This is a genomic window from Sphingobium boeckii, assembly GCF_014199215.1.
Taxonomy (GTDB): domain Bacteria; phylum Pseudomonadota; class Alphaproteobacteria; order Sphingomonadales; family Sphingomonadaceae; genus Sphingobium_A; species Sphingobium_A boeckii.
Map to the genome: position 1 here is coordinate 828,360 of NZ_JACIJC010000001.1, position 24,840 is coordinate 853,199.

Sequence of the window (24,840 nt, forward strand, 5' to 3'; positions counted from 1 at the left end):
TGAGGTGGCCGCCCCCTGAATCCGGGCCACACCAGTTGCTTTGAGCGCAATATAGTATCACTGACATATATGTCAAATCTCCTGACACATTGTCAGTAACGTATGACTTGTGGTAGCATTACGATGTTCAAATACGATGTGAGAGGCCATACAGGGCGGGACGCGCATTGTCGGTCAGGAGGGCGGGAAGGATTTGTAATGGCGGACAATCGTGGGCCTGTTGTGGCTGTGAACCCTGAGGGCGCAGGCGAGCCCACGGCACCCCCTCGCGCCTTGGCTCCCCGGGGCGCGGGTGTCACAGGTACGCGACGTAGCGAGGTGCTGGCGAAGGCTGCGAGTATTTTCGCGGAGAAAGGGTTTGCGGCAACCACGTTGCGCGAAATCGCGGATGCGCTGGGCATCAGCAGGCCGACAGTCTATTACTATTTTGCGAGCAAAGAGGAAATTCTCGACGAGCTTGTCAGGAATGTCTCCATGGAGGCAATCACGACGGTGCGGCTCCCCGAAACGACGGACGCCGCTGAATATCGCCAGGCACTTCGTTCAGCCGTTCGCGCGGTTTATCTTTACGTTGCGGCCAGTCCCGAAATGTTTCAGATGCTGATGTCCAGCGAGCTTCATCTCCCACAGGGCACCTCGCAACGCTTCCAAATGGCCAAGGCTAATTTCGTTGAGCGGGTAGCGCAGTTGATCGAAGCCGGGATTGCGGCAGGCGCGTTTCGAAAGGTCGACGCGGCGGTTGCGGCGCTCGGGATCATGTCAATGGCGACGATGCGATCGCTTAGCTATCCCGATACCAAGCCCGCATCCGACCAGGCCGCGGCCGATCTGATCGCTGACATGGCAGTTCGAGCGATCGAATCCGGATCGGAGTATGACGTGTCGCGCGCGAGTCAGGTTTTTGAGCGTCTTCGCGAAGATCTTTCATGGGTCGAACGACTGGTTCGCGAACAATGACCCATTCCGCTTGGTGTCCTTATGCGCTTTGAGCGTCTAGACCTTAATCTCCTTGTTGCGCTTGATGCGCTGCTAGACGAACAAAGCGTTACAAAGGCCGCCCGGCGCCTGAATCTGAGCCAGCCGGCGACAAGCAATGCCCTTGCCAAATTGCGGAATCACTTTTCGGACCCGCTGATCATCCCGATGGGACATCGGATGGTCTTGACCCCATTCGCTGCTGGCTTAGCCCCCTCAGTGCGAGATCTCCTAAGACGTGCGCGCGACGTCGTGCGAAGTGCCAACCACTTCGATCCAGCAACGGCCTCGCGGTCTTTCTCGCTCATCGCGTCGGAGTTAATCGCGACGATTTTCATTCCACGCCTTGTGCGGCACCTGGCTTGTGCGGCACCAAATATATCATTGATCCTGATCGAACCCGACGCAGGCGATCCGGTCGGCGATCTTGATAGTGGCATTGCTGATTTCGTGATCGTGCCGAAGGAATTTGCTAACCGTGAGCATCCCTCGCATAAATTATACGAAGACCGGTGGATTGGTGCGATCTGGACTGGCAATCGCCTCATCGGTGACGAGATGACACTCGACCAATATCTTCGCAGCCGTCATATCGTCACCAAATTTGGTCGCGCTCAATGGATGGCCGCCACTAGCGCAATTGTTGAGGCACTTGGCCCGGATGCATCGATCGCTGTCACCATGCCTGTCTCGGCGGCTTTGCCTGAGGCGATCGTGGGCACCGATCTCGTCGCGACGGTACCTGAAAGGCTCGCGTTGCCGCGGATGGCCGATCTCGACATACGTGTCGTACCCATCCCTCTGGTACTGCCGCCGATCATCGAAGTCGTCCAATGGCATCGAGAGCGTTCGAGTGAACCCGGTATGGGCTGGATGCTCAACACCCTGACGGCTTTGTCATGAGCGCATCCTTGGCACGAATACCGACTATCAAAAAATGAGATTTGAATCTTGATCGGCGCTGTTGGAAGAGGTGACGAACAATGTCGGCAAGGCGATCACGGAACCGCGCCACGGCCTAAGGAAAAGCGATATGGATCATGCCGTCATCAGCAGGAGCAAGCGGGAAGCGCGGGGCGATGTCGTTCCGCAACTCATCGCTCACATTGTCTTTGCCACGAACAACCATGATGAAATGCTCGATTGGTACATGAAGGTTCTGAATGCGCGTATCGCGCTTCAGAATCCGGGTACGACCTTCATCGCCTTTGACGATGAGCACCACCGTATTGGCATCGCTCGCGTTCCCCGCTTGGCGAACAAGAATCCAAATGCGAACGGGGTCAATCACATCGCCTTCACCTACGCCAACTTGGGTGCGTTGCTCGGAACCTACAAAAGGCTTGCGGTAGAAGGAATTTACCCGCGCTGGCCAATGAATCACGGCATTACCGTCTCCCTCTATTACCAGGATCCGGACGGCAATCGTCTGGAGCTGCAAGCGGAGCGGTTTGGCAATGTTGCCGACACGCATAATTATTTCGAGCACAATGCCGACTTCCGTGCCAACCCCTTTGGTGCGCCATTCGATCCGGAAAAGATGCTTGCCGATTATGAAGACGGCGTCCCCGACGACGACATGCTTCGGTTCGAGCCGTATGCCGAGGGCGAAGGCCCGATGACTATCATCACCAGCATGGGACTCGGCAAGGAAGACGTCGAGATTTGAAGCCTGCCATGGTCTTGACCCTCATGGGTTGATCAATGTCTCAAACGGCAAGGGCAGTTGCGAGCCGCTGAACGGCTTCGATACCACCACGGTGGTGGAACGCGCTTCTCATTCGAACGGGATCGAAAGCACGACTGTTTCTCAACCGGATGGCGTAAGTGACTAAATATCGCTGGCGTCGTTGTGGCTGAACGATCATCAGCCTTTAGGCGGGAGACATCGGCGCGAGTGCCGCTTTCAAGGCGCGAGCATCGCTCCGCAATTGATCTTTCCTGATCTTTCCCGTTATTGTTCGCGGCAATGCTTCTACGATCACCACGCGTTCCGGCGTCTTCTGCCTGGCTAGGCCCTGCGCTATCACGAAATCGATGATCGCGCGCTCAGTTGGGGTGTGATCGAGGCTTGTCACAACATAAGCGCATACGCCTTCCCCCAGGCGCTCATGTGGCATGGCGACGACGGCTGCTTCGAGGATGCCGGGACAACGATGAAGCACGTCCTCGATTTCCTTTGCACTGATATTCTCTCCGCCACGTATGATCAGGTCCTTCTTCCGGCCTGAGATCAGTAATGCGTTTTCCGTGGTGAGCATGCCAAGGTCACCCGTTCTGAAATAGCCCTCGGGCGTTATCACCTCGCTCGTTTGCGCGGGATCGGCGTAGCCGATGAACATGGATGGGCCGCGCGCCAGGATTTCACCCTCTTTGCCCGCGGGAAGGATCGCTCCGCTATCGTCGACCACCAACACCTCATAATCGATCGGCTCGCCGTCTGTGGTAGCGGCTCGTTCACCTTGGTCCGCACCGCGCCAGTCCAAAGTGATCATCGGCAATTCGGAACAGCCAAAAACGCGAAAGCCTGGCTCTGCTGCCATATTGGCGTTTGCGTCCCGGATTATTTCGGGCGGCACAGCTGCCCCTCCGCAGGCAAAAAAGCGGAGCGAAGGCAGGTGATTACCGGCGGCACGAGCGGCGCGCGTCAACTCCTGAAGGAAGGGTGTTGCCGATATGGTGCCAGTCACTTGGTGCCGGTCGATGAGGCGGATTGCCTCATCGGCGTCCCAGGCCTCCATCAGAATCGTTTGCGTTCCGCTCAAGAACGGCATTTCTAAGCCGAACGAATAACCGGTGATATGCGTGACAGGGGAAGGCATCAGAATGGTCTCGCCTTCGCTGACGGACCAATGGCGCGTGCAGGCATCAACGAACCGCGCAGTGCTGTTATGGCTGTGCAACACGGCTTTGGCGCGTCCTGTCGTTCCCGATGTATACAACAGCAACTTTACGGCGGCCGCAGCCGGCGCTGGCGTGCCCAGCGCGCGTCCTCGGCCGACCTCGATCAACGCATCATAGCTGGTTGGCGCGTCTTCGCGTACATGAATGACATGATCTAGTGATGGAAGGCTTGGTCTGATGCGCCCAATCATCGCGCTATAATCAAATCTGCGGTGCATCGATGTCAGGAAGACGGCGCGACAACCACTATCTGCGAGCATCTGCTGAACTTCGACATCGCGATAGATCGGGCTGATGGGGTTGACCACAAGTCCGGCCATCGCCGCAGCCAGATTTATAACCGCGCATTCTTCCCAATTCGGGAGCTGGAAGCCGACGACATCGCCCTCTGTCAGGCCGATATAAAGAAGTCCGGCGGCGAGCGCTTCGGCATCGCCGACGATGTCGGCAACCGTGCGTATCTCTGCGCCAGCAAATGCAATTGCCTCCGGCCTCGACATCGCTCTGTCGCGGGCGATATCGCCAAAGGGCCGATCGCGCCACACGCCAGTACCGTCATAACGTTGCAGGTGTGGTGGGATCGTACCGTTGCGCCAATTCAAATCGGCAACGGTCATTTTTGCGCCTTTTCCGGAGAGCCAAACAACTGTTTGACGATAATCTCCTTCATAATCTCGCTGGTGCCCGCTCCGATGTTGAATAGCCGTACATCGGTGAACCACTGGCTGATCGCATATTCCTTCATATATCCCCAACCGCCATGAAGGGACACGCAGGCGTAAGCGATTTTATTGGCGAGATCGGAAGCGATGTACTTGATCATGCTGATTTCCTTGATCAGATTCTCCCCCGCCATGTAACGTCGCAATACGTCATAGAAAAATACCTTGGCCAATGTCACCTCCGTGTACATCTCGGCCAGTTTGTGCGCATTGACTTGAAATTCAGAAACCGACCTTCCAAACACTTTCCGATTCTGGGCATAATCGGCCGTTATGCGCAGCATTTCCTCACATGCAGAAATGTAGATACCGCACGACAGGAGACGCTCGATGCCGAGATCGGCCATGATCAGACCCCAGCCTTTGCCCTCTTCCCCGATGAGATTCGCGGCGGGAACCCGCATGTCTTCAAAGAACAATTCTGCGGTGTCGCTCGCGCGATTTCCCATCTTCTGAAGCGGTGCTCCCTTCCTGAAGCCGGAGGTCGTCGTCTCGACAGCAAAAAGGCTAATGCCCTCGTGCGGGCGGGCAGGTTTGGGATCGGTTCGCGCCACGACGATTATCAGATCGGCCGAAATACCGTTCGTAATGAACACTTTCTGCCCGTTGATGACGAAGTCTGAGTCGTCGCGGACCGCCGAGGTTCGGATCGCGGCAACATCTGAGCCGCCACTGGGCTCAGTCAGGGCAAACCCGCAGATAAGTTCGCCCGAAACAACTCTCGGCAGGTATTTGTCCTGTATTTCCTGCGAAGCGTCTAGCATGTAGTTTGATGACATGTCTTTGTGGTTGCAGACCGCGAAGCTAAAGCCCGACACGCGCGTCTTCGTCAGCTCCTCGGCGAGTACTACCGAATAAAGCAAATCGACGTCAGACCCACCGAAGCACTCGGCATAGGCGGTGCCAAGAAAGCCCAATTCTCCCATCTCGATCCAGATAGATCGTGGCAGCATACCAGCCGCGTTCCACTCTTCGGCATGCGGCTCGACCCTCTCGCGGACGAAGCGGCGAACCTGATCGCGGAAAGCCTCGTGGTCAGCGGTAAAAAGCTGCTCACCCGCTACGATTGTCGTGTTCAATTTCATGCTCCTACCATCCCTGTTTCAGCACAGAGACGCCGCAATGCCCCCAGGCACCAAAAACCTGTGCCATCCCGACCCGGGCGCCGTCGACCTGCCGTTGATCCGCCTGTCCGCGGATCTGGTGAACGATTTCGTAGATCTGGCCGAAGTGGGAGGCTCCGAGTGGCTCTCCCTTCGCCTGCAAGCCACCACTCGTGTTGACCGGCAGACGGCCGCCGATATCGGTCGCGCCGTCATCAATCAGCCGGCCGCCATCGCCTTTTGCGCAGAAGCCGAGTTCTTCGTAATATTCGAGTTCGGAAAAGGCATCATTGTCTTGAACCTCAGCTAGGTCAAAATCCTCGGGTCCGATACTAGCGGCCTCGTAGGCCGAAGCCGATGTCGATGCATAAACGCTTGGGTGTCCGGATGGCGTGGAGCAGAATGAACTCGCGTTGAGCAATGGGTAGCGCGATACCGTGTGAACGCAGGCCGCGACTTCCACCGGTCGCGATCCATAGCGATGCGCTATCTTATCGCTTACGACGATCACTGCGGCAGCGCCGTCGACCGGCGAGCACAGCATGTAAAGTCGCAACGGATCGGTGACCAACGGCGATGCCAATACCTCCTGGACCGTCATTTCGCGCTGAAAAAACGCCTTCGGGTTCTTGACACCGTTACGCTTGGCTTTGACGGCGACCTTCGCGATCTGCTCGGCCGTCGTGCCATAATCATGCATGTGACGGGCTGCGTTAAGCGCCCAATATTGTGGATTTTGCGTCATCCCCATCTGGCACTGCCAGTCTTCATACAGAATGTGTGGCGGCATGAAGCCCTTGCCAATCTTCTCAACCCCGAAGGCGAGCGCGATATCAACTTGGCCAGCTTCAACCATCATCACCGCCTGTCGAAGGCCAGCAACCGCTGCGCCGCACGCGCCCTCGACATCCGGACAGGAGATACCAGTGCGGCCCATTACTTCCATCACCCGCGCTCCGGTGGATGACGGCAGGTAGACCCGCGAACAGAAAGCCTGTTGAACGTCGCGGAAATCCATGCCCGCGTCCGCGAGCGCTTCCTCGATCGCTTCGGCCGCCAGCCGCGTAAAGTGGGTATCGGGGTGCCTGCCAAACCGGGTCATGCCAACGCCAACGATCATCGCTTTGCCCATGGAAAAGTTCTTTCTCAATTCCGACTTTTTGCGAGATTGTTCGCGTCCTATGAAAGCTGTTTAAACCACTTGGTAATCAAATGTCCATACGGTATAGGTTAGGCGGATTGGTGACTGTTTCGCCCACCCGCAGACCCTCCTACGGGTGGCGAATCTCAATAGGAGAGTGCCAGATGATTGACGAGAAAGTGCAATTCCGGAGTGGGCAGGAGACGATCGCTGCCGTGCTGTCCCGTCCCGATAATGCGGAGGGAGATGTGCCTCTGGTGATCATGGCCGGCGGCTGGTGCTACACCAAGGAGGTCGTCATGCCGCATTATGCGAAGCACTTCCTAGGTATCGGCTGCGCAACACTTCGATTCGATTATCGGCACTTCGGTGAGAGCACCGGGGTTCCGCGCCAGCATATAGATCCCTGGAGCCAGATCGAAGATTATCGCAACGCGCTGAGCTTTGCCGAGACGCTGCCCGGCATCGATCTCTCGAAGACGGGGATCTGGGGCATTTCCTATTCCGGCGGACACGTGCTTATCGTCTCGGCGCTGGATCACCGGCCGGCGTTCGCGATTGGAACAGTGCCAGTGATCGACGGTTTTCAAACCGTTCGTCGCAATCATGGCGAAGCCCGGTTCAAGGCGGTTCTCAAGCTGATCGAGGACGATCGGAAGAACCGTTTCCTAACCGGCGCACATAGCGCGCAAATGGCGATGTCACCAAAGGAATCCGATGCCGAGATGAGCGCTTGGCCATTCCCCAGCGTATATGCGGGTTTCATGCCGATCAAGGAGCGCGAAGCACCGCTGCACGAGCATGTTAACACGATCGAGTCGCTCGAAAATCTGCTTGGTTATCGGGCTATCCCGTACGCGAGCGAAATCTACGAGACGCCGATCATGGTCGCTTTGGCGCACGGCGACAATATCACGTCCCACGATCTTGAGATCGACGCGTTCAACGCGATCCCGAACCCCGACAAGACTTTGGAATCCGTTCGTGGTGTAACGCATATGAGCATCTACACCGACGTCGCGCACCTCGACAAAGTCGGGAGAGCTCAGGCGGAATGGCTCGCCGCCAAACTCGAGGAACTTTAACCGTTTTCGATTTCTCTTCGGGTCGGCGAAAATCCAGCGACCGGCCTTGCAAAGGAAGCAGGCGGGAGCCAGTAAAAAGCATGCATGCAAAAGAGAGAGCCATGACCGACGCCAAGGTAAAGCGAGCTAGCGTTCAGCGGGCTGAACGAATTGGGAAACCATCACCTTGGAAGCCCATGGGTGCGCGAAAGAGTGATCGCGCCGCAAAAAGACTGGCCGTGCTCGAGGCGGCTACGAGGCTGTTCCTGGAACGCGGTGTGCATCGCGCCACAATGACGGAATTGGCCGAGAGTCTTAACCTCACGAAGCCTGCCCTTTACAATTACTTTCGCAGCAAGGACGAGATTCTTGTCGCCTGCGTCCATTTGGCGAATGAGTATACCAGTGCGGCACTGGCCGAGGTCGAGGCGCTCGAGGGAACCGGTTTCGAAAGAATGCGCGCTTTCGTAGAACGGTATGTTGGCGTCTGCATCCTCGAATACGGCGCCTGCATGAACCGCATCGACGATCGCGATCTTCCCGATCCCGTGCGTGATGAGATCAGGCGCATCGACCGCGTCATTGATCAACGGGTACGCGCGCTGATCGAGCGGGGCGTCGAAGACGAATCGATCGTGAAGTGCGATGTCCGGCTGACAACATTCGCGATCATGGGGTCAATGCAGTGGATCAGCCGCTGGTATCGTCCCGACGGATCTCTTGGTGCGGAGGAGATCGCCGCGGAGTTCACTAAGCGCCTGATGGCATCGCTGTCTCCGGGGAACGGCTTGCCGGCGTGAATGATCCACAAACCAGCGCGCGCGTCGCGTTCCGGCCGGGCTTCCTTGTGGGAAACCTCGCAGAGCTTGCGTCGCTTCGGCTCGCCGGAAGCCGATGTAATGAATGCGCGATTACGCTACTGGGAGAGCGCCATCGGTGCGAAAACTGTTCCAGTGCCGACCTCTCGCATCAGGCGTTTGCGTCACATGGTGTGGTTCACAGCTACACTGTTCAGCGTTTCGCGCCGCCCAAGCCCAATGCTTGCCTGCATCCGTGGGTGCCGCGCCCCCTCGCATGGATCGATTTGGCAGATGGAGGACCCAGAATCATGTCGCCCGTCCTATGCGATCCCGACGCGATCGATATCGGCTCAAAGGTCAGCCTTTCTTGCGGCATTGGGTGGGTCGATGCGGAGGCGCGTGAAGTGGTCGCGTTCCAGTTTATTTTAACATCATAGGGTCGTCATTTCCAGAATTTGGCGTGAACAAGCCAAAATATTACTTTCCATTAAATGGTCTAGATAAAAGCCAGCAAATTGATCAGAATTCTGATGGAATTTCTCTCGGCTTTGGCGTGAGCCAGGAGCAATGATTTGAGTAAAAACCCCAGGTCTGGCGCGTATAGATCGTATCCATGTTAAGTCTGGCTATGCCCGAGCGCAATATTATAATATAATTTCACTAAAGAAGAATTTAGTTCGGTTCGGATTGGTTAATTAAACTGATTGGATGTTAAATCCAAAGCATCCAATGGAGGCGTAATGAATTACATTATCGATGTTCATGCCCATGCCATGCCTCTGGGATATGCCGAATGTCTTATACGGCATGGTGTTAATTTGCCAATGCTGTTACCAATATCATCCAACACGTTCGCCAGAACCCTTGCGCCATCTGGAAATTCGGACGGTGAACTTAAATGCCGCTTAAATTTGATGGACAGTGCCAGTGTACGTTATCAGTTGTTGTCACCAACGTTCGCGCCTTATTTTGCTGACCGTACGGTTGCAATAGAAACCGCTCGCTCGATCAATGATGAACTTGCGCAAATGGTGAGCAGAAAGCCTGATCGATTGCGCGCCTATGCGTCATTGCCCTTGCCGCATGTCGACGCAGCCCTCATGGAAATCAACTACGCTCTCGACGTTCTCAAGCTTGTCGGAGTGACGCTGCAATGCTCTTGCGATGGCCTCTCTTTTGCGGATGCCCGCTTCGATCCAATATTTGCTGAATTGAGCAAGCGCAACGCGACTCTTTTCCTTCACCCTGCTATCAATGGTCTTTGCTCACATCTCATAAATGATTGGAAGCTTACATCCGCGGCTGGCCCACTCTTCGAAGATGCGGTCGCAGTGATGCATATTATCGTGGCGGCGATTCCGCAGCGTTTTCCGGGAATCAAGATTGTTGTGCCGCATCTCGGCGGCGGATTGGCGACGTCCATCGCTCGCTTGGATAACCAACTGCCTCTCTTCACCGACTTGAGAGAAAATCCGTCTGTCACCGTACGACGACTTTGGTATGATACATGCTGTCACGGCTCCGCCGCTGCAATGATATCCGCCATTGAAGTATTTGGCGCAGACAGACTCTTGGCAGGCAGTGATTACCCATTTTTGACGCTTCATGAAGACTATGCCGACACGTTCGACTTCATCCAAAATATCGGCCTGACTAAAGAGGTTGCGGAGCGGATATTAAGCGGTAATGCCACCACATTATTCCCCGATCTGTCATAGCTAACGATCAAGATGCGCTTCGTGATCTATGCCCATTAGGATCATGTTTTGTTTGATAGGCGACATATAGCTTGGCTCACAGCCTGCTTATGAACGCTTCGCCGAGCTGGTTCTAATTTAATAATCCATTGCTGCAGCATCACAGTACGGTACGGCCCGGCTTCATTCCCGGGGATCACGCTAAGCTAGTGCGACGAAGCCAAGATAGATTTTTAATTTGGTGGCGCTGGCGATAGAGCAACACACATCTCAGGAAGGCGCGCTCGATCCCCCAAGAGGGAGGGCCGTGGTATATTTTATCTCCTCCATGGCGAAAGATGAACTCACGGAGGTCAATCGCACCGAACGGATGAGTCGCTGATAGACCGCGTCATACGCTTGGATATCGGCCACGCGCAATTTCAGCAGGTAATCAACGTCGCCGCTCATCCTATAAAATTCTACGACCTCGGGAATGTTGGTCACAGCTCTTGAAAACTCACTTAACCAGCTTTCGGAATGCTCAGCCGCGCGGATCATGACAATCACTGTCATTGGCAAGTCCAGCTTGTACGGATCGAGCAAAGCAACTCGGCGTCGTATGATTCCAACGGCCTCCATATGTTTGATCCGGCGCCAACAAGCATTCTGGGAAAGGTGAATCCGTTCGCCGATTTCAACCGCAGACATTGTTCCATCTTCCTGCAATAGCCGAAGGATCGAAAAATCGAAATCGTCGAGAGAATTTGTCAAATCATCACACTTTCTCATTAGATATGTGGTTTCTTTGAGATTATTTTTCTGAGTATTTCAAGTACCATTATCCGCATCGATAACCGAGCGGACAAGTAGATGATTAAGCGTTGGTTCCTCAGCCACCCACTTGCGGTTGGTGAAACATATTTGGCGCATCAGCGCACCGCGCTGACTTTTGCGGGCCAGCTTTTCGTGGCCGCGATGGCCTGCGCGATCCATGCGATTTTCCCCAGTCTCTTTACTCGGACGGGCAGTCAGGCGGTGCAACGGATCCATGACAACATGCAGCGCAGACATGACTAGGACCGTGATAGCCAAGGCGGCCAGATGCTTGTCCGTTTCGAGCGATCCTCCGACCGCGGCGACGGCCCCCTCTCTGACCTTTTTCATCACCAAGTTGCTGCCGGGGCTCGTGCTTATCGCGGGCCTGACTCTGAGCGCTCTTAAATTGGCAGCGACACTCGGCTGGCCGGCACCGGCAATCGCATTGCTACTTGGCATCGGCGTGGCTCTCTTGCCGGGGACTATCTGGGTCGCGCCGGCCGCGAAAGTCGCGTCACGAACGTTGCTTCGCTGGGGAATCGTCCTCTTAGGTTCGACGATAAATTTTGCAATTATTCGCGATATCGGCACCACCGGCGTTTTGGTGACTGTGGTGGCGTTATACGCCACGCTTTTAATGGGCATCCTGCTCGGGCGCGCGATCGGTATCGATCCCCGCAACACACTACTGGGCTCGATCGGCGTAGCGATTTGCGGCGCAACCGCAATCATGGCGGTTGCTGCAGTAGTGAAGCGCGATGATCAAAAGGAAGGCGCGGTGGCTTATCTGATCGGCTTGACCACGCTTGCGGGCTCGATCGAGATGCTGCTGTTGCCGGTGTTGGCGCATTTGATGGGGCTAAGTCCACACTCCACCGGAATATTTTTGGGGGCCGCTCTGCACGATTTGGGCCAGGCGGCCGGCGCCGGCTACGGGGTTTCTGCCGAGGTCGGATCGATCGCCGTCGCCACAAAGCTGCTTCGGGTGGCGTGCCTCGCTCCCACGGTTATCCTGATTTCCAGGATCGCAACGAAACAGCAGGATCGTTCCGGCCCGAAACTGGCAATAGTACCATGGTACTTAGTTGGATTCGTGGCGATGATGATCGCGCGCGCCCTTGGGATTTTGCCCGAAGTCTTGGTTGAAAACGCGATGATAATTTCTCAGGCATGCATAGTGGCCTCCTTAATCGCTTTGGGGACGATGATTTCTTTTAATGATGTAATGAAATCTGGGTGGAAGCCAATATTACTCACGGCATCTCTCAGTTCTATTATTGTATGCTTAGTTCTTGTTTTTATTTTAGGGAGCAAAACTGCCTTTAATCTTTAGTTACGCTGGGGGTCTGGCGTGGGGCGGCATCAAAAGGGGGAAATGATCATGCTGAAATTATTGACCGATATATCGTGCGCGAAGGGGCTCTTGCTGGCAGCGACCGCACTAACAATGCCGACACACCTGTTTGCGCAAGGGGCCGATGTTGCATCGTCACCCGCGGACAATGCCGACGACATCGTCGTGACAGCACTTCGTCGAGATCAACGCGTTCAGGATGTGCCGGCGTCCATCACTGCGATAAGCGGCGCGACCCTGTCGAAACTGGGGGCCAAGGACTTCCTGGATTTTTATCGCGCCGTTCCGTCGCTCCAGATTACCGCCAATCCGGTCACGCCTGGCGCTAGCCGCATTTCTATTCGCGGCGTTTTTGCGGCGGGTGAGTCTACGGTTGGTTTGTATTATGGCGACACGCCGGTAACCGGGCCGTCAGGCAATCTGGCCGATCCGGGAGGCCAGGTGCCCAATCTGAACCTTTTTGATGTCGCACGAGTTGAAGTTCTACGTGGGCCGCAAGGTACGCTTTACGGCGCAGGCTCTGTAGGCGGCACGATCCGTGTCATTTTTGAACAACCCAAGGTCAATGTTACCGAAGGGCACGTCGAGGCGCAGGGTAGCACCACTCAACATGGCGGCCTTGGTGGTTCATTGCGCGGCGCGCTCAACATTCCGGTCATCGCCGATATTCTTGCGCTTCGCGTGGTTGGCTTCGCCGAACGCACAGCGGGTTATGTCGATAACGTCCGGTTCAACCAGAAAAACATTAACACCGGGACGGCGTCAGGCGGGCGCGCGATTCTGGCCTTCACGCCTACGGATAATTTCGATCTGACCGGCACGGCGATCTATCAAGAGAGCCATCAGAACGATAACGCTACGTGGTTCCAGCTCTACGGCAAGCAATCCTACAAAACGGATTCACCAATCAAGGTACCGTACGACGACAAGATGCGTGTTTATACGGTCACGTCGAACTGGATCCTGCCGTTTGTCAAGATTACAGGTACCGCATCCCATTATAAGTGGAATATCGTTCGAGAAGGTGATGGCACAGTGGCCCTCTATCCTTCCATTATCGGCACCGCGGCAAGCTCCCCATTATGCAAAATCTATAACGGCATCAGTGAAAATTGCACGACGGCGCAATTGACGAGCTACAAAAACTACGCCCTGAGTACGCTTCCCGCGAGCTTCCATGCGCCGATACGGGAAAAGGTCGATAATCAGGAACTGCGGTTCGCCTCCGTCGGCAAGAGTTGGCTGGACTGGACCGTCGGCGTCTTCCACGAAAAGCGCGCCGATAGTATCGACAACTATCTCGCAAAGGTAGACGCCGCGACCGGCGTTCTGATCGAGCCGCTGCAAAGCAGCAGTTACCGGGTGATCGGGACGGATTTCTCGCAATTTTCCCAGTTCGCCGAGCTTTCGGCACATCCGCTGACCGGAATAACGGTTACAGGCGGCGCACGCCACTTTAAGTATACGAAGACGGTTTCCGGTCAGGTTCTTCAGACCGGAATCGTGCTGGGCTCCTTTGCGGGCCCTCAGACATCTGTCAGACAATCTGAATCGGGCTGGGTCGGCAAGGCGGGCATTTCCTACAATCTCGAAAAGGACATTCTTCTCTACGCGCAATGGGCGCAGGGCTTTCGGCCCGGTGGAGCGAACAACGTCCCGAACCTGGCGCAAACGCTGGTTCCGTATGCTTCGGACTCGCTTGAAAGCTATGAGGCTGGCGTAAAGACCACCTTGCTAGGCGGGATGGCGACCTTCAATCTAGCCGCGTTCCAAATCGACTGGAGCAATATACAGTCAGCGGCAATCGTCCTTCCCGCATTTCGGATCATTACCAATGCAGGCGATGCCCGCATTCAGGGCATTGAGATGGAAGCGACGGTGCGCCCGATCATCGGCTTACAGCTGAACACCGGCATGAGCTATATCCCGTCTGCAAAACTGACCTCTGCCCAGACAGGCAGTGGCATAGTCACAACCGGACAGAGCGGTCTGGTTGGCGATCGTCTGCCTTACACGGCAAAATTCACAGGGAATTTTTCTGCGGATTACAGTTGGGAAGTGAATTCGTCGATCATGGCGTTCGTGCGGGGTGACCTGAATTATCACGGAAAATCTGCGAACGAATTTCGTCCGACCTATGTGAACTACGAGACATTGGCGGGATTTGCTGAACTGAATGCCAAGATTGGCATGAACAAAGGAAAATGGGGCGCGTATCTGTTCGTCAATAATGTGACCAACGAGATCGGTGCGGTTGGTGTGCAGTCGATAGTGACGGCTGCACCGTATCAGGCGGAGCGCATAATCGGCACGATCAGGCCGCGCACGTTCGGCATCAATCTCAGTGCAGGATTCTGAGGTCAGCGCCGGAAAAGAAACGGGAACGGCGCGATGCTTTCTGGGACACCTGCAATGGCAGATGCGATTGTTGGGATGCTGAATATCGGCATATCCGGCCTTGCGATCATGTGCTGCCCGTTTGCCGTTAGCCCAGCTCCGTGCCCCATTTCTGACCCATCGCATGTCGCGTTCGCTTTGCGCGTCAATGTCGGCGGAGCGTGCAGCTCATGGACGCTGTTGGAAAGGATATTCGGTAAGCTGGAAAGACTCCGGCCCTCCGCTTTAGTCATAGACAACTTCTTCATTATAAGGATTAGGCCATGCGTTTTGCCATCTCCACCATTCCACTTTCCTACGGACCGCAGCACGATGAATGGGTTATGGAAGCCGAATTGCGAATGGCCCAGATGGCGGATGGCCTCGGCTATGATCTGGTCATGGTCGGAGAGCGTCATTTCAGCGGCGCTGTGGGGGGGAATCCGCTGCTTTCGCTTGCTACGCTTGCCCCTCGTCTAACCCATGCGTGGCTCGGGACCGGCGTTGTATTGGTGCCTAATTATCATCCGATCCGCCTCGCGGAGATGCTGAACATCATCGATCACTATACCAAGGGTAAAGCGATAATTGGCCTTGGCAGCGGTATGAGCCCGGAAGATGCGGTCGCCTTCGGTTTCGAGGTTGCACAGCAAACGGAGCGGATGTTCAACGACAATATCGACGCATTGATCGCGCTATGGAAGAAGCAAAGCGATGATCCGGCCATCACCATAGACGGTGCTCACTATAAGGGTACGTTGCTTGAGCGCATTACGCCGACACCCTATCGCAAGCACCAACCTTACGTAAAGACGACCGCATCCTCGGACGTGCATATCGAACGGGCGGCACGAGAAGGATGGCCGGTTTTCTTCATCAAACGCGATGCTGAAGATGCCAGCGATTTGTTCAAGAAATACCAGACGGCGCTCTTCTCACATAATCACCCGGCGAACGTTCTTGCCCACTGTGCAGACTGGACATCCGTTGCCAAGCCTTCAATGCATGTTGCTGAAACCGACGAACAAGCCGCGGCCGAGTGGACGTATCTTGATGGGCGCGTGAAGCCCTTCATGCGTACTAAGCTAGCTTATAATGAGCGCGCCCGGGAATTGCAGGGTCTGAAGATGCCGCCTGCCAATGTCGAACTGCGCCATACGGAAGAATTTAGGGCGAAGATGACCGTCTATGGTGGCATCGATACGATGATCGAGCACGTTCGCGGATTCGAGGACGCAGGGTACGGCATGTTTCATCTGTCGCTCATATCCCCAGTGGATGAGGAAGGTATGGCGATCTGGGAGCGCTCGGTTACCCTGTTCGCGGAGAAGGTGATGCCGCATTTCCGTGGCGTAAAGCCCACTTGGGCGAAGGCTGCCATCGGTTGAGCGCATTGCCGCGAGCTGAAAGCCACACTGTGCCTTTGCCTTCGATTAATACGATCGACGGTTGAGCACTATTTCTTCCCCGCGTGCCACGGCAAGTCCTTGGCGGGTTCATCTTCCGGCGCGCGATTACGCTCGAAGTATCCCACTGTCGGTACCGGTCACCTTCTTGTGCCTAATTGCAAGGAGACAAGAGCTCGGTCAGTGAACGCAGCAATCCCTGTGGCACGCAGTGCGGCACGCGATAAACAAAGGATCGCCAGATGGCTAAGAAAACAATCGCGATTGTGGGCGCCGGTCCCGGAGTCGGATTGGCAATAGCAAAGCGCTTCGGCCGACAGGGCTTCAAGGTCGCTCTTCTATCTCGAAACCAGACGTCTCTGAACGATCTTGTCGAATGCCTGTCCATCCAGGGAATCGAGGCAGCGGCGTTCACGGCCGACGTGACCGACGACAATAGCGTGACATCGGCGCTCAACACGGCAATCTCGCATTTCGGTTCGATCGACGTCCTGGAATATAGCCCGTGTCCGCCGGCCGATACTTTGCGAACCCCCAAAACCATCGACGTCGCAAATCAACTCTACCATCTCCGGCTCACGGTGCTCGGCGCGGTGGCTGCTGTCCAGACCGTCCTGCCGGGAATGATAGAGCGAAAGAGCGGCAGTCTGCTTTTTACCGGGCCCGCGTCCGCTCAATACCCCGTTGCAATGACCGGCAGCGCATGCGTAGCAGCGGGTTCCGAACTCAACTACGCTAAGGTACTGAATCAGGAGCTTTCTGGGGATGGCATTTATGCCGGCTTCGTTTCGATATGCGGATGGGTTATTCAAAAAGGCGATGAGAATGGCACCCATCCATCAGGACTACCCCTGGTCGCGGCCCAGGATGTTGCCGATATCCATTGGGATCTACACGTCAAGCGTGACCGGGTTGAAGCTTTCGCTGGCGATTTAGCTCCGCTCCTGAAACTGGCCAACGCTACTGTTGCGGGACCGTGATGAGCGTTTCGTCTCGACGGCTCGCCGGTTTGTTGTGGCAATCCAACGACGAATTCAACCGCCGTTGCGAATACTGTCAAACCGGGTGTTTGCGTCCTTGATTATATGATCATGCACCTCCGCCCAGCTAATTACGGAATTCGTAAGTCCAACAAGCTCCCAGCCCAATTGGGTAAGTGCGTAATTTACCTGCGCGACGAGACCAGGTGTTTCGGTCCGGGATATATAGCCGTCTCGCTCAAGACTGCGCAACGTGAGCGTGAGAATTCGCTGGGAAATGCCATCGATACGTCGCTTAAGCGCGTTGAACCGCATGCTCTCGTCCTGAAGATTGAACAGGATGAACAAGCTCCATTTGTCACCGAGCCGATCGAGCAGGCCACGTGCTGCACATGCTTCGGATTGGAGGGCCCCCGGACGGTCGATAGTGCTGCCGATATCAAACGTAATCCCATGGACTGTCATCTCTTTCTCTCCTGGCTGGCCGCGTCGTGCGAACATAGAACACGCCGCCGAATGTCGGCACCAAAAACCAAACCATGTCTTCAGTGGGGCCAGCATTGGCTCGGCGTCTCCACCCATTCAGGTAGCCGATTGAATCGGGTGACGCTCAAGCCTGGAAGGTCGATTCAAATGTCTTCCACGCGCCAAAACCCAATGCCTCTAGGACTCGCTATCGCGATGTGGCCACAGAAGCGTGATTGCTATCGCATTTAAAAACTTCAACAAGGAGAGATAATGTGAAATTACTTCACATCGACGCGAGCATTCATACAACGCAATCGATAAGTCGCAATTTGTCGGCCGCTACGGTTGATCGACTAAAGCGACAAAATCCGGATATCGAGATCCAGTATTTGGACCTTTCCGCTAACCCGCTCCATCATATTACAGGTCGGGTTTTCGCGGCCCACGCGCAGGGTGCCGATATCACTGATCTCGATCCTGCTGAACTTCACGATGTCACGGAGAGTGGAAAGGTTCTTGAGGAGTTTCTAGCCAGTGACATCGTTGTGTTGGGTGTTCCATTCTACAATTTCTCGATCCCGAGTTCGCTTAAGGCTTGGATCGACCGGATCATCGTTGCGGGAAAGACTTTCAGCTATGGTGCCAACGGCGTCGTTGGCCTGGCCGGCGAAAAGCGACTGATCGTTCTTATTGCGCGCGGCGGAGTCTATAGCGAAGGATCTCCCTCTGCCCATAACGAACATGGGGAAACCTATCTAAAGTCCGTTTTTTCAATAATTGGCATCGACGATATAGAAATCATTGTTGCCGAAGGCGTAGCGATTAGCCCGCAAGCGCGCGACGCCGCCCTGCAAAATGCTTTGGACAGCATTGAAACCTTGGCTGCGTGATACCGGGCGTGACGAGCTGGTTCGATCGGCGCACCGCTAAATTGCCGAGATACCTTTAGCATTCACGCGGGCGAACCCATCGAACAGGTCTCTGGAGAACCGCCATGCCATGCTGGTGTATGCTGCAGACGTCACAGGAGCACGAATTAGCTCTGGGCTGCAGGTTGAACTGCTCGATCAATAGAAAACGGGCCGTCAATTAGTCATCGAGCACGCCAGGTCGTCGATGGATCGTAGCACGGTGCCGCCACGAAGATCTGGTCTTCCATTGCCGAGCGGGGTTTGGCGACGAGTCCGCGCATCATGGACGAGCGACGCGCAGCACCGTGGAACTATCCCCTGCAGCTATCAGATCGCCAATTCTGCAGAAAGCATAGCTCGTAGATGAGTTCGCATCACGGCACCCCACAGCAAAAGATTATCGTCAAAATTCGACCAGCCGAGAAAACGAAGTGTGATCTGTCCGTGACTTCTCATGCCGACCATGTGAGCGATAATCATCGCAGTGCGTAGGCGGGTTTCGGGATCATCGGAGGCCTTGCCAATCACTGCGCCCACTACCGGGGCAAATTTCATCAGAACCCGCTGGTTAAGTCTTTCAAAGATAATATCGAAAACCGGCCCCGACGAGGACATCTGTTCTCGCGCCAGAAAGAGCGCTCGTTGCGCCATATCGCGATCGTCGTGAAGGGTTTTTTCCTGGGCGAGGAAGAAATCTGCCAGCGCATCGATCATGACGTCGGGATCGGTGCCCGGGGGAAGATCGTCCAAATGGCGTGCGTCACTATTCAGCTTTTGCCATGTATTGTCGGCCAAACATTCAGCGCAAGCGCGGTACAGACCGGCCTTTCCTCCAAAATAATATTGAATCGCGGCGGGACTTGCGCCAGCGGCGGCGACCAACATCCGGGTCGAGGCACCTTCAAAACCCCTGTCGCCAAAAATGGGTATGGCCATGTCGATGATCAACTGCCGGGTCTCGTCTCCCCGAACATAACCGCCTTCTGCGGGGCGATACTTCAATCTACCACTATGCATGAATCGTTCCGGGGACTTCGATGTTCACCACTGATCATGATGACCACCCGATATCCCATAGATTGGCCAGGCGGCGCAAGCATACAGCGCAAATCACGTTGAAGCGCATTTGTCGCGATCAGCGGTGCTGCGGTTGCGCGGTTGGTGGGCCGTTTGAATGCCATAGTCCGTCAGGATCCTGTTGATCCACAATCCAATAATGGACGACTTTCAGCAGATGTTTTAGGATTGCCCACTCCGCTCACCCGCCGGCTTTATCAACAAGTTGCGTGATCGGGGACTTGCAGGTCCGGTCAATACCCACGGACAGGAATTGCTTGCCTTCCCCAGCATAATTCCGGCGACATTACTATCGAGAATTCGAGGAAATAGCGCTCGAGTTGCTGCCGTTTCAACTGCCGCCGTCGATGTCAGCAATTCCATGCCCGCTGCGACACCGGTGGCTAATTGGCGGCCGATAATTCCTTCCGCATACTCATGGCCGTTTCAATTGCGCGTACGGTCGCGGGACGCGCCCTGATGCTTTCAAGCCACGCCGAAAGATAGGGAAGATCGCCAAGGGACTGTCCCAGCCCCTCATGCGCATCGATCCATGGATAAGATGCCATGTCGGCGATCGAATAGGCACCGCCGGCGATGAAGGGCCGATCGGCGAGTCGGCGATCTAGAACGCCATAGAGTCGCGCAGTTTCGTCGGCATAGCGTTGAAGAGCGTATGGAATCTGTTGCGGCGCAGCCCGTCGGAAATGGCCGCTTTGGCCAGCCATCGGGCCCAGTCCTGCCATCTGCCAGAACAGCCATTGGATGACCTCTATCCGGCCCACGCCATCAGCCGGGAGGAACTTACCGGTTTTTTCGGCCAGATAGAGAAGAATTGCGCCGGATTCGAATATGGAAATGCTTTTCCCTCCGTCGATAGGCGCATGATCGGTGATGGCGGGTATACGGCTGTTCGGCGAAACCGCCTGAAAGATGGGATTGAACTGGCCGCCGGTGCGAATGTCGATAGGCGTGACCCGATATGGCAGGCCGGTTTCTTCTAGAAAAAGCGTGATTTTCAGGCAGTTCGGTGTAGGAAAATAATAAAGCTCGATCACGGTCTCACTCCCTTGCCGACGGCTGGTCGGCGGTCACTGCTGGATCTTCGGCGGCGCAAGCCCATCAACCTGTGAAGCGGCTCACAGACAGCAGCCGCGCTGCTTGTTTCAGGGAAATGGCTGTCAGCCCAGTTCGGCAAAAGGCCGCACCGGTCCCTTGAAAAGCGGCATGACTTTTTGCGCAAACATACGCATCGATCGTTCCACTATAGCCAAGCTCTCTTCGTCCGTCGGCGAGATCAGAGATAGATGGAACATCCCGAAGCCGGCATCGTGAATTTCGCGAACATGTTCGATTATGGCCGAAACACCGCCATGCACCGTCATTTTCTTCCTGAACTCAGCTCCTGCGCGATCCTGAACCCCTGGGAGAGGCTTGTCGACGCCCTGCAGTGCCCGCGCTTGCGCGCCATAGTCAATCTTGCGCTCGATGAATCGACTGAGCTGTGCATTTAGAAACGCCCATTCCTCTGCTGCGGTGGCATCATCCATGGCAATGTGCATCGATGGCTTCGCGATCGACGTCCATTCGGCACAATGCGCAAGTACCGCCTCGTCATGACCGTGGCTTAGCAACGCGGTGCGATATTGGGTAAACAATTCCCGGGCATCCTCTGCGTCGCGCTTGATGAAGAAGATTGGCCAACCCTCGCGCGCGGCCCGTTCGATGTGGCGAGGCGTGGCGGCTGTCGTCTTGAGAAAAGGCCGCGCCTTGCGATAAGGAGTAGGTGTGATTCGCTCCAGCAGTGTGCCGTGATAGGTGCCCACGTTGATGGACCGGGGCGGATCTTCGCGACGCTTGGCCCATAATGCGAGCAGCGCCTCGATCCCATCGTTGAACATTTGGTCATTCTGCTTGGAGATGTCGAACCCGAACGCCACTGCATCTTCCGGCGACATGCCGCTGCCCAGGCCGAAGATCACTTTCCCCTTGGTCAGGTGATCGACGATGTTCAGCATCTCGGCAAGCCGCACAGGATGGTAGTTGGGAACGATCGTGACACCCGTCCCTAGCCAGGCGGTTTTGAGCCGCGGTGCCAATGTGGCAACAGACAGTAGCGGGTTGCCGCCCACCATCCCGCTAAAATGCCGCTCGCCAACCAGCACCATGTCGTAGCCAAGCTCGTCCGCTAGGACGCCGAGCCGGATTTCGGCTTCCATCATCCATTCATCGTGCTCGGGGCCAAGTGACAGAGGCAGCAGAGAAAATCCAAAACGCATTGGCCGACTTTCTTCATGGAATTAAAGGTTTTGATGCCAACAATGTAAATTCTGGGCCTTGCGGACGTTGCTACGGCGGGTCTCTTGGCGATCAATAAGCTGATGTCTGCGCCAATTCGTACCCAGATATCCCGAGGAGATCGGGTCATCGATTGATCTCCATGATGATGTGGCGTCGTGTCCTGGCGAATTCATCGGAATGGCCGTCCGATCGGCACAACAAGGGTACTGGGGTGAGCGGCGTCATGAACAATGCGCACGATCACCGGACGACTGTCGGCAAAAGTCTCGCGACCGATGTCCCCGCCGGAATTATAATTCTTCTCGCTGTAGATCGAATTGATCGGCCCTATCACCATGCGCAGACGGCTGCCTTCGGCAATCGCTCGCGCCACGAACGGAAACTGGTCAAATTCATACCGCAAGGGCTTGTCGGTCTGGATCAGTACCGACCGCCGGTTGCTGTATCGAAAACGTGCGCGCTTCTGGTCCGCCGCGAGCAATACGGTCGAGCCATCGGCCTTAACCTCGTGAATGGAGGCTTGGAAATCCGTGTCGGGCTGGTCGATCGCTATCCATAGCGACAGCTTGATAAAGCCGGACACGACCGTTTCCCGCTCGAACGGCGCGGTCTGGTAGACCAGTTGCTTTCCGTCGCGAGCGCGGATGAGGCGGTCGTCGATCAGGCTGGTCGGGTCGGTCCGGCTTTCCAGATCGGCAAGGGACACATCGGCCGGATCATAGACATAATGGTCGGCCCCGCCCGGCAGGGCGCGCGCCGATCCGCCAACCGCCAGCGTGCCGGGCGCCGAGAGGCGGTCCGGATTGACCGTCGCACCCAGGCGATAGCTTCGCGTTTCGACCCGGATTTCGGCAAGATCATCAGCATAGCGCCACGCTTCAGCACCAGTTACATAATAGGCGATCTTTTTTTGGAGGAAGGCTGGACGCTCGCCGTCGCCCAGCGTCCAGCGATACCAGTCGAGATTGAGCTTTTGCAGATCCAGGACACCGGCCGGCGCGATCGCCATGCCGCCAACCTGCGGCCGGGGTGTCCGCGTGCCGGCATGATCCCATGGGCCGATGACCAGATAATCGCGGTCGGGGGCGTCAGGACTGGAATAGAGCTTGTGCCGCTTGAAATATTCGATGGCACCAAGCTGGAGATTATCAAACAAGCCAGTGAGACTGAGCGTGGGTATGGTGATGGCGGCAAATTGTTCTTTGGTTGGAACCTGAGCGTCCCAATAAGCGTCGATAGCGGGATGCTGTGCCCATATCCCCAGATGCGGCGAAAGATGCGTCGGATCGCCCACCGCACTGTTGAGCGTTGCAAATGGCATCCCCGCAACGAACCTGTCGCGCAACAGTCCCGCCCACAGAGCGCCGTCAGTCACGATCTCGCCCTGTAGGGTGCGACCGGCGATGTAGATTGCCATCGGTAAGATTGCGGTGGTGCGAATATTGCTGCGGCCAGGCACGTCAACGCCCATGAAGGGCGAGGCAGCGGGGATGATCGTGGCCAAATGCGGTGGTTTGCGACTGGCAGCGGCCCACTGGTTATAGCCCTGATAGGAACCTCCCCACATGGCAACTTTGCCGTTGCAATAGGGCTGCGAGGCCAGCCATTCCACAACCTCGGCACTATCGTCGGCTTCTTGCTCAAACAGACGAAGCTCGCCGCCCGACCCACCGCGGCCTCGCACATCCACCACGAGGAACGGGAAGCCATTAGCAGCGAAATAGACCGCGGTGCTATGATAATTCTGTGCAGTATAAGGGGTGAGGGTCAGCAGGCAGGGCAGGGGGGCGGTCTGGCCCTTTGGTCGGTACAGTGTCGCGTTGAGCGTTACGCCATCCTGAAGCGGAATGCGCTCACCCCAGCGTAAGGTTATTCTCTGAGAATCCGGGATCGCGGCGGCTTTCGCAGACGCGACGTTTGCCGTCGCAGGCGACGTCTGAGCTGCAGCGTGTCCGAAGCTCGTCCCAGCAAGCGCGAGCGAGAACAGACTGAGCCGTCGGCTTCGTGATCCCTTAATCACCTTCGCCAACTCCTAAACCATGGAAAGCGTCCTGCGATTGCCACGGAGGGATCGGCGCGCCCCTCAACCACAGCGGTTTTGAGACGATTGAGACCTTCGTGCAACGGTCCGCCTTCGCCGTAGACGAGATCGGCCCGAACCTGAGCCTCTGCTAACAGTTCGGCAACGAATGGAACGCGCGTTGCGCGATCCCAATAGGCTTGGAAATCCGTCAGACTCGCCAGCGCTGCGCCAATCGCGGTCAAATCGGCAAAGCGCGATATGCCGTAAAGAAACGGAAGCAGGGCGGCATCGGAATGGCCGAACGAAACGCCATTGAGCCATGGCCCTGACCGATCGCGGTAATATTCCAACGCCTCGAGCCCCGCCGCAAACTGCGCCCAGGTCTCGTCGACGACGTCTGCATTCGGCGCGCCGGCCAGCAACGCTCTCGTATAATTCGTTACACCGGGTGCTATCGATACGTCGATAAATCGCGCCAGCAAGGCTTCCCGCGCGCGCGCGCGCGGCTCGGCCGGCCACAGTGACGGACCCGGCAATACAGTGTCGAGGTAGTCCGCGATCACCGCCGATTCCGGGAGATGCAAGCCATCGTCATCTAGAAAAGGAATCTTTCCTTGAGGATTGATCGCGAGAAAGGCCTCCCGATCCGGCCCCTGCAGGGGCCAAGGAAGCACGGGCAGACCGCTGCCCTTCGCCCGCAGGACAAGGATCACTCGGCCCGTATAGGGCGACAGGCTGGTGCCATAGAGCTTCAAAATGTT

The 24,840-nt window shown here is 56.0% G+C and carries 24 protein-coding genes; 14 read left to right on the forward strand and 10 right to left on the reverse strand.

The features are described 5' to 3' along the window. The first annotated feature begins 198 nt into the window (after nt 1-198). The 4 genes from FHS49_RS04075 to FHS49_RS04090 all read left to right on the forward strand — a co-directional run bounded on the left by FHS49_RS04075 (nt 199) and on the right by FHS49_RS04090 (nt 2,810). Nucleotides 199-957: a TetR/AcrR family transcriptional regulator gene (locus FHS49_RS04075; protein ID WP_184015451.1), complete on the forward strand. Its 759-nt coding sequence runs from the start codon at nt 199-201 to the stop codon at nt 955-957. A gap of 21 nt (nt 958-978) precedes the next feature. After that, complete coding sequence (locus FHS49_RS04080) at nt 979-1,878, forward strand: LysR family transcriptional regulator (RefSeq protein WP_184015453.1); 900 nt, start codon at nt 979-981, stop codon at nt 1,876-1,878. Nucleotides 1,879-1,948: 70 nt separating this feature from the next. After that, nucleotides 1,949-2,644, forward strand: a complete 696-nt coding sequence (locus FHS49_RS04085; RefSeq protein WP_343052898.1) for a VOC family protein — start codon at nt 1,949-1,951, stop codon at nt 2,642-2,644. A 28-nt stretch (nt 2,645-2,672) separates the two neighbouring features. After that, nucleotides 2,673-2,810: a hypothetical protein gene (locus FHS49_RS04090; RefSeq protein WP_184015457.1), complete on the forward strand. Its 138-nt coding sequence runs from the start codon at nt 2,673-2,675 to the stop codon at nt 2,808-2,810. Nucleotides 2,811-2,849: 39 nt separating this feature from the next. Here the strand turns inward: FHS49_RS04090 and FHS49_RS04095 are convergent, their stop codons facing one another. From FHS49_RS04095 to FHS49_RS04105, 3 genes are read right to left on the reverse strand one after another with little or no spacing between them, the layout of a single operon-like run. Next, a complete protein-coding gene (locus FHS49_RS04095; RefSeq protein ID WP_184015459.1) occupies nt 2,850-4,496 on the reverse strand; it encodes an AMP-binding protein in 1,647 nt (548 codons plus the stop codon). After that, the gene (locus tag FHS49_RS04100) at nt 4,493-5,686 is read right to left on the reverse strand and encodes an acyl-CoA dehydrogenase family protein (RefSeq protein ID WP_184015462.1); all 1,194 of its coding nucleotides are present in this window, start codon (nt 5,684-5,686) and stop codon (nt 4,493-4,495) included. The genes FHS49_RS04095 and FHS49_RS04100 overlap by 4 nt, the downstream gene beginning before the upstream one ends. Before the next feature lie 4 nt (nt 5,687-5,690). Further along, the gene (locus tag FHS49_RS04105; RefSeq protein WP_184015464.1) at nt 5,691-6,836 is read right to left on the reverse strand and encodes a thiolase family protein; all 1,146 of its coding nucleotides are present in this window, start codon (nt 6,834-6,836) and stop codon (nt 5,691-5,693) included. 173 nt (nt 6,837-7,009) lie between these two features. On the opposite strand from FHS49_RS04105, the gene FHS49_RS04110 reads away from it, so the two are divergent. The 4 genes from FHS49_RS04110 to FHS49_RS04125 all read left to right on the forward strand — a co-directional run bounded on the left by FHS49_RS04110 (nt 7,010) and on the right by FHS49_RS04125 (nt 10,427). After that, entirely contained in the window at nt 7,010-7,930 is a 921-nt protein-coding gene (locus FHS49_RS04110; protein WP_184015466.1) for an alpha/beta hydrolase, read from the forward strand. A 101-nt stretch (nt 7,931-8,031) separates the two neighbouring features. Then, nucleotides 8,032-8,709 carry a TetR/AcrR family transcriptional regulator gene (locus tag FHS49_RS04115; protein WP_184015468.1) on the forward strand — a complete coding sequence of 226 codons (678 nt, stop codon included), beginning with the start codon at nt 8,032-8,034 and terminating at the stop codon, nt 8,707-8,709. Continuing rightward, nucleotides 8,706-9,146 (forward strand): OB-fold domain-containing protein, encoded by a 441-nt coding sequence (locus FHS49_RS04120; protein WP_184015477.1) that lies wholly within the window; start codon nt 8,706-8,708, stop codon nt 9,144-9,146. The genes FHS49_RS04115 and FHS49_RS04120 overlap by 4 nt, the downstream gene beginning before the upstream one ends. Before the next feature lie 303 nt (nt 9,147-9,449). Next, nucleotides 9,450-10,427: an amidohydrolase family protein gene (locus FHS49_RS04125; RefSeq protein ID WP_184015479.1), complete on the forward strand. Its 978-nt coding sequence runs from the start codon at nt 9,450-9,452 to the stop codon at nt 10,425-10,427. Between the two features lie 249 nt (nt 10,428-10,676). On the opposite strand, the gene FHS49_RS04130 is transcribed toward FHS49_RS04125, so the two are convergent. After that, nucleotides 10,677-11,159 carry an Lrp/AsnC family transcriptional regulator gene (locus FHS49_RS04130; RefSeq protein ID WP_184015481.1) on the reverse strand — a complete coding sequence of 161 codons (483 nt, stop codon included), beginning with the start codon at nt 11,157-11,159 and terminating at the stop codon, nt 10,677-10,679. A gap of 99 nt (nt 11,160-11,258) precedes the next feature. On the opposite strand from FHS49_RS04130, the gene FHS49_RS19455 reads away from it, so the two are divergent. The 5 genes from FHS49_RS19455 (at nt 11,259) to FHS49_RS04155 (ending at nt 17,320) form a co-directional block, all read left to right on the forward strand. Then, complete coding sequence (locus FHS49_RS19455; RefSeq protein WP_221240356.1) at nt 11,259-11,465, forward strand: DUF6356 family protein; 207 nt, start codon at nt 11,259-11,261, stop codon at nt 11,463-11,465. A 28-nt stretch (nt 11,466-11,493) separates the two neighbouring features. Next, nucleotides 11,494-12,537, forward strand: a complete 1,044-nt coding sequence (locus tag FHS49_RS04140) for a YeiH family protein (protein ID WP_184015485.1) — start codon at nt 11,494-11,496, stop codon at nt 12,535-12,537. 42 nt (nt 12,538-12,579) lie between these two features. Further along, nucleotides 12,580-14,916: a TonB-dependent receptor gene (locus tag FHS49_RS04145; RefSeq protein WP_184015487.1), complete on the forward strand. Its 2,337-nt coding sequence runs from the start codon at nt 12,580-12,582 to the stop codon at nt 14,914-14,916. Nucleotides 14,917-15,218: 302 nt separating this feature from the next. Beyond that, entirely contained in the window at nt 15,219-16,322 is a 1,104-nt protein-coding gene (locus FHS49_RS04150) for an LLM class flavin-dependent oxidoreductase (protein WP_184015489.1), read from the forward strand. 260 nt (nt 16,323-16,582) lie between these two features. Continuing rightward, nucleotides 16,583-17,320, forward strand: coding sequence for an SDR family NAD(P)-dependent oxidoreductase (locus FHS49_RS04155; protein WP_184015491.1), 738 nt, complete (start codon nt 16,583-16,585; stop codon nt 17,318-17,320). 54 nt (nt 17,321-17,374) lie between these two features. Here the strand turns inward: FHS49_RS04155 and FHS49_RS04160 are convergent, their stop codons facing one another. Further along, nucleotides 17,375-17,902 carry a winged helix-turn-helix transcriptional regulator gene (locus FHS49_RS04160; protein WP_221240357.1) on the reverse strand — a complete coding sequence of 176 codons (528 nt, stop codon included), beginning with the start codon at nt 17,900-17,902 and terminating at the stop codon, nt 17,375-17,377. Between the two features lie 158 nt (nt 17,903-18,060). On the opposite strand from FHS49_RS04160, the gene FHS49_RS04165 reads away from it, so the two are divergent. Next, nucleotides 18,061-18,678, forward strand: coding sequence for an NAD(P)H-dependent oxidoreductase (locus FHS49_RS04165; protein WP_184015493.1), 618 nt, complete (start codon nt 18,061-18,063; stop codon nt 18,676-18,678). Nucleotides 18,679-19,026: 348 nt separating this feature from the next. Here FHS49_RS04165 and FHS49_RS04170 read toward each other — a convergent pair whose 3' ends face one another. The 5 genes from FHS49_RS04170 to FHS49_RS04190 form a co-directional block, all read right to left on the reverse strand. Further along, a complete protein-coding gene (locus tag FHS49_RS04170) occupies nt 19,027-19,701 on the reverse strand; it encodes a CerR family C-terminal domain-containing protein (protein WP_184015495.1) in 675 nt (224 codons plus the stop codon). 458 nt (nt 19,702-20,159) lie between these two features. After that, on the reverse strand, nt 20,160-20,813 hold the full coding sequence (locus FHS49_RS04175) for a glutathione binding-like protein (RefSeq protein WP_184015497.1): 654 nt from the start codon (nt 20,811-20,813) through the stop codon (nt 20,160-20,162). Nucleotides 20,814-20,936: 123 nt separating this feature from the next. Beyond that, complete coding sequence (locus tag FHS49_RS04180; protein WP_184015499.1) at nt 20,937-22,034, reverse strand: LLM class flavin-dependent oxidoreductase; 1,098 nt, start codon at nt 22,032-22,034, stop codon at nt 20,937-20,939. Nucleotides 22,035-22,225: 191 nt separating this feature from the next. Then, nucleotides 22,226-24,076, reverse strand: a complete 1,851-nt coding sequence (locus FHS49_RS04185; RefSeq protein WP_343052899.1) for a CocE/NonD family hydrolase — start codon at nt 24,074-24,076, stop codon at nt 22,226-22,228. Then, a complete protein-coding gene (locus FHS49_RS04190) occupies nt 24,073-24,834 on the reverse strand; it encodes a glutathione S-transferase family protein (protein WP_184015503.1) in 762 nt (253 codons plus the stop codon). The genes FHS49_RS04185 and FHS49_RS04190 overlap by 4 nt, the downstream gene beginning before the upstream one ends. Nucleotides 24,835-24,840: the final 6 nt, after the last annotated feature.

Excerpts from the sequence above, each read along its gene's own strand:
- FHS49_RS04075 (WP_184015451.1), top strand. The coding sequence starts at position 199 with ATGGCGGACAATCGTGGGCCTGTTGTGGCTGTGAACCCTGAGGGCGCA.
- FHS49_RS04080 (WP_184015453.1), top strand. The coding sequence starts at position 979 with ATGCGCTTTGAGCGTCTAGACCTTAATCTCCTTGTTGCGCTTGATGCG.
- FHS49_RS04095 (WP_184015459.1), bottom strand. The coding sequence starts at position 4,496 with ATGACCGTTGCCGATTTGAATTGGCGCAACGGTACGATCCCACCACAC.
- FHS49_RS04100 (WP_184015462.1), bottom strand. The coding sequence starts at position 5,686 with ATGAAATTGAACACGACAATCGTAGCGGGTGAGCAGCTTTTTACCGCT.
- FHS49_RS04105 (WP_184015464.1), bottom strand. The coding sequence starts at position 6,836 with ATGGGCAAAGCGATGATCGTTGGCGTTGGCATGACCCGGTTTGGCAGG.
- FHS49_RS04110 (WP_184015466.1), top strand. The coding sequence starts at position 7,010 with ATGATTGACGAGAAAGTGCAATTCCGGAGTGGGCAGGAGACGATCGCT.
- FHS49_RS04115 (WP_184015468.1), top strand. The coding sequence starts at position 8,032 with ATGACCGACGCCAAGGTAAAGCGAGCTAGCGTTCAGCGGGCTGAACGA.
- FHS49_RS04125 (WP_184015479.1), top strand. The coding sequence starts at position 9,450 with ATGAATTACATTATCGATGTTCATGCCCATGCCATGCCTCTGGGATAT.
- FHS49_RS19455 (WP_221240356.1), top strand. The coding sequence starts at position 11,259 with ATGATTAAGCGTTGGTTCCTCAGCCACCCACTTGCGGTTGGTGAAACA.
- FHS49_RS04145 (WP_184015487.1), top strand. The coding sequence starts at position 12,580 with ATGATCATGCTGAAATTATTGACCGATATATCGTGCGCGAAGGGGCTC.
- FHS49_RS04150 (WP_184015489.1), top strand. The coding sequence starts at position 15,219 with ATGCGTTTTGCCATCTCCACCATTCCACTTTCCTACGGACCGCAGCAC.
- FHS49_RS04155 (WP_184015491.1), top strand. The coding sequence starts at position 16,583 with ATGGCTAAGAAAACAATCGCGATTGTGGGCGCCGGTCCCGGAGTCGGA.
- FHS49_RS04160 (WP_221240357.1), bottom strand. The coding sequence starts at position 17,902 with ATGGGTGGAGACGCCGAGCCAATGCTGGCCCCACTGAAGACATGGTTT.
- FHS49_RS04180 (WP_184015499.1), bottom strand. The coding sequence starts at position 22,034 with ATGCGTTTTGGATTTTCTCTGCTGCCTCTGTCACTTGGCCCCGAGCAC.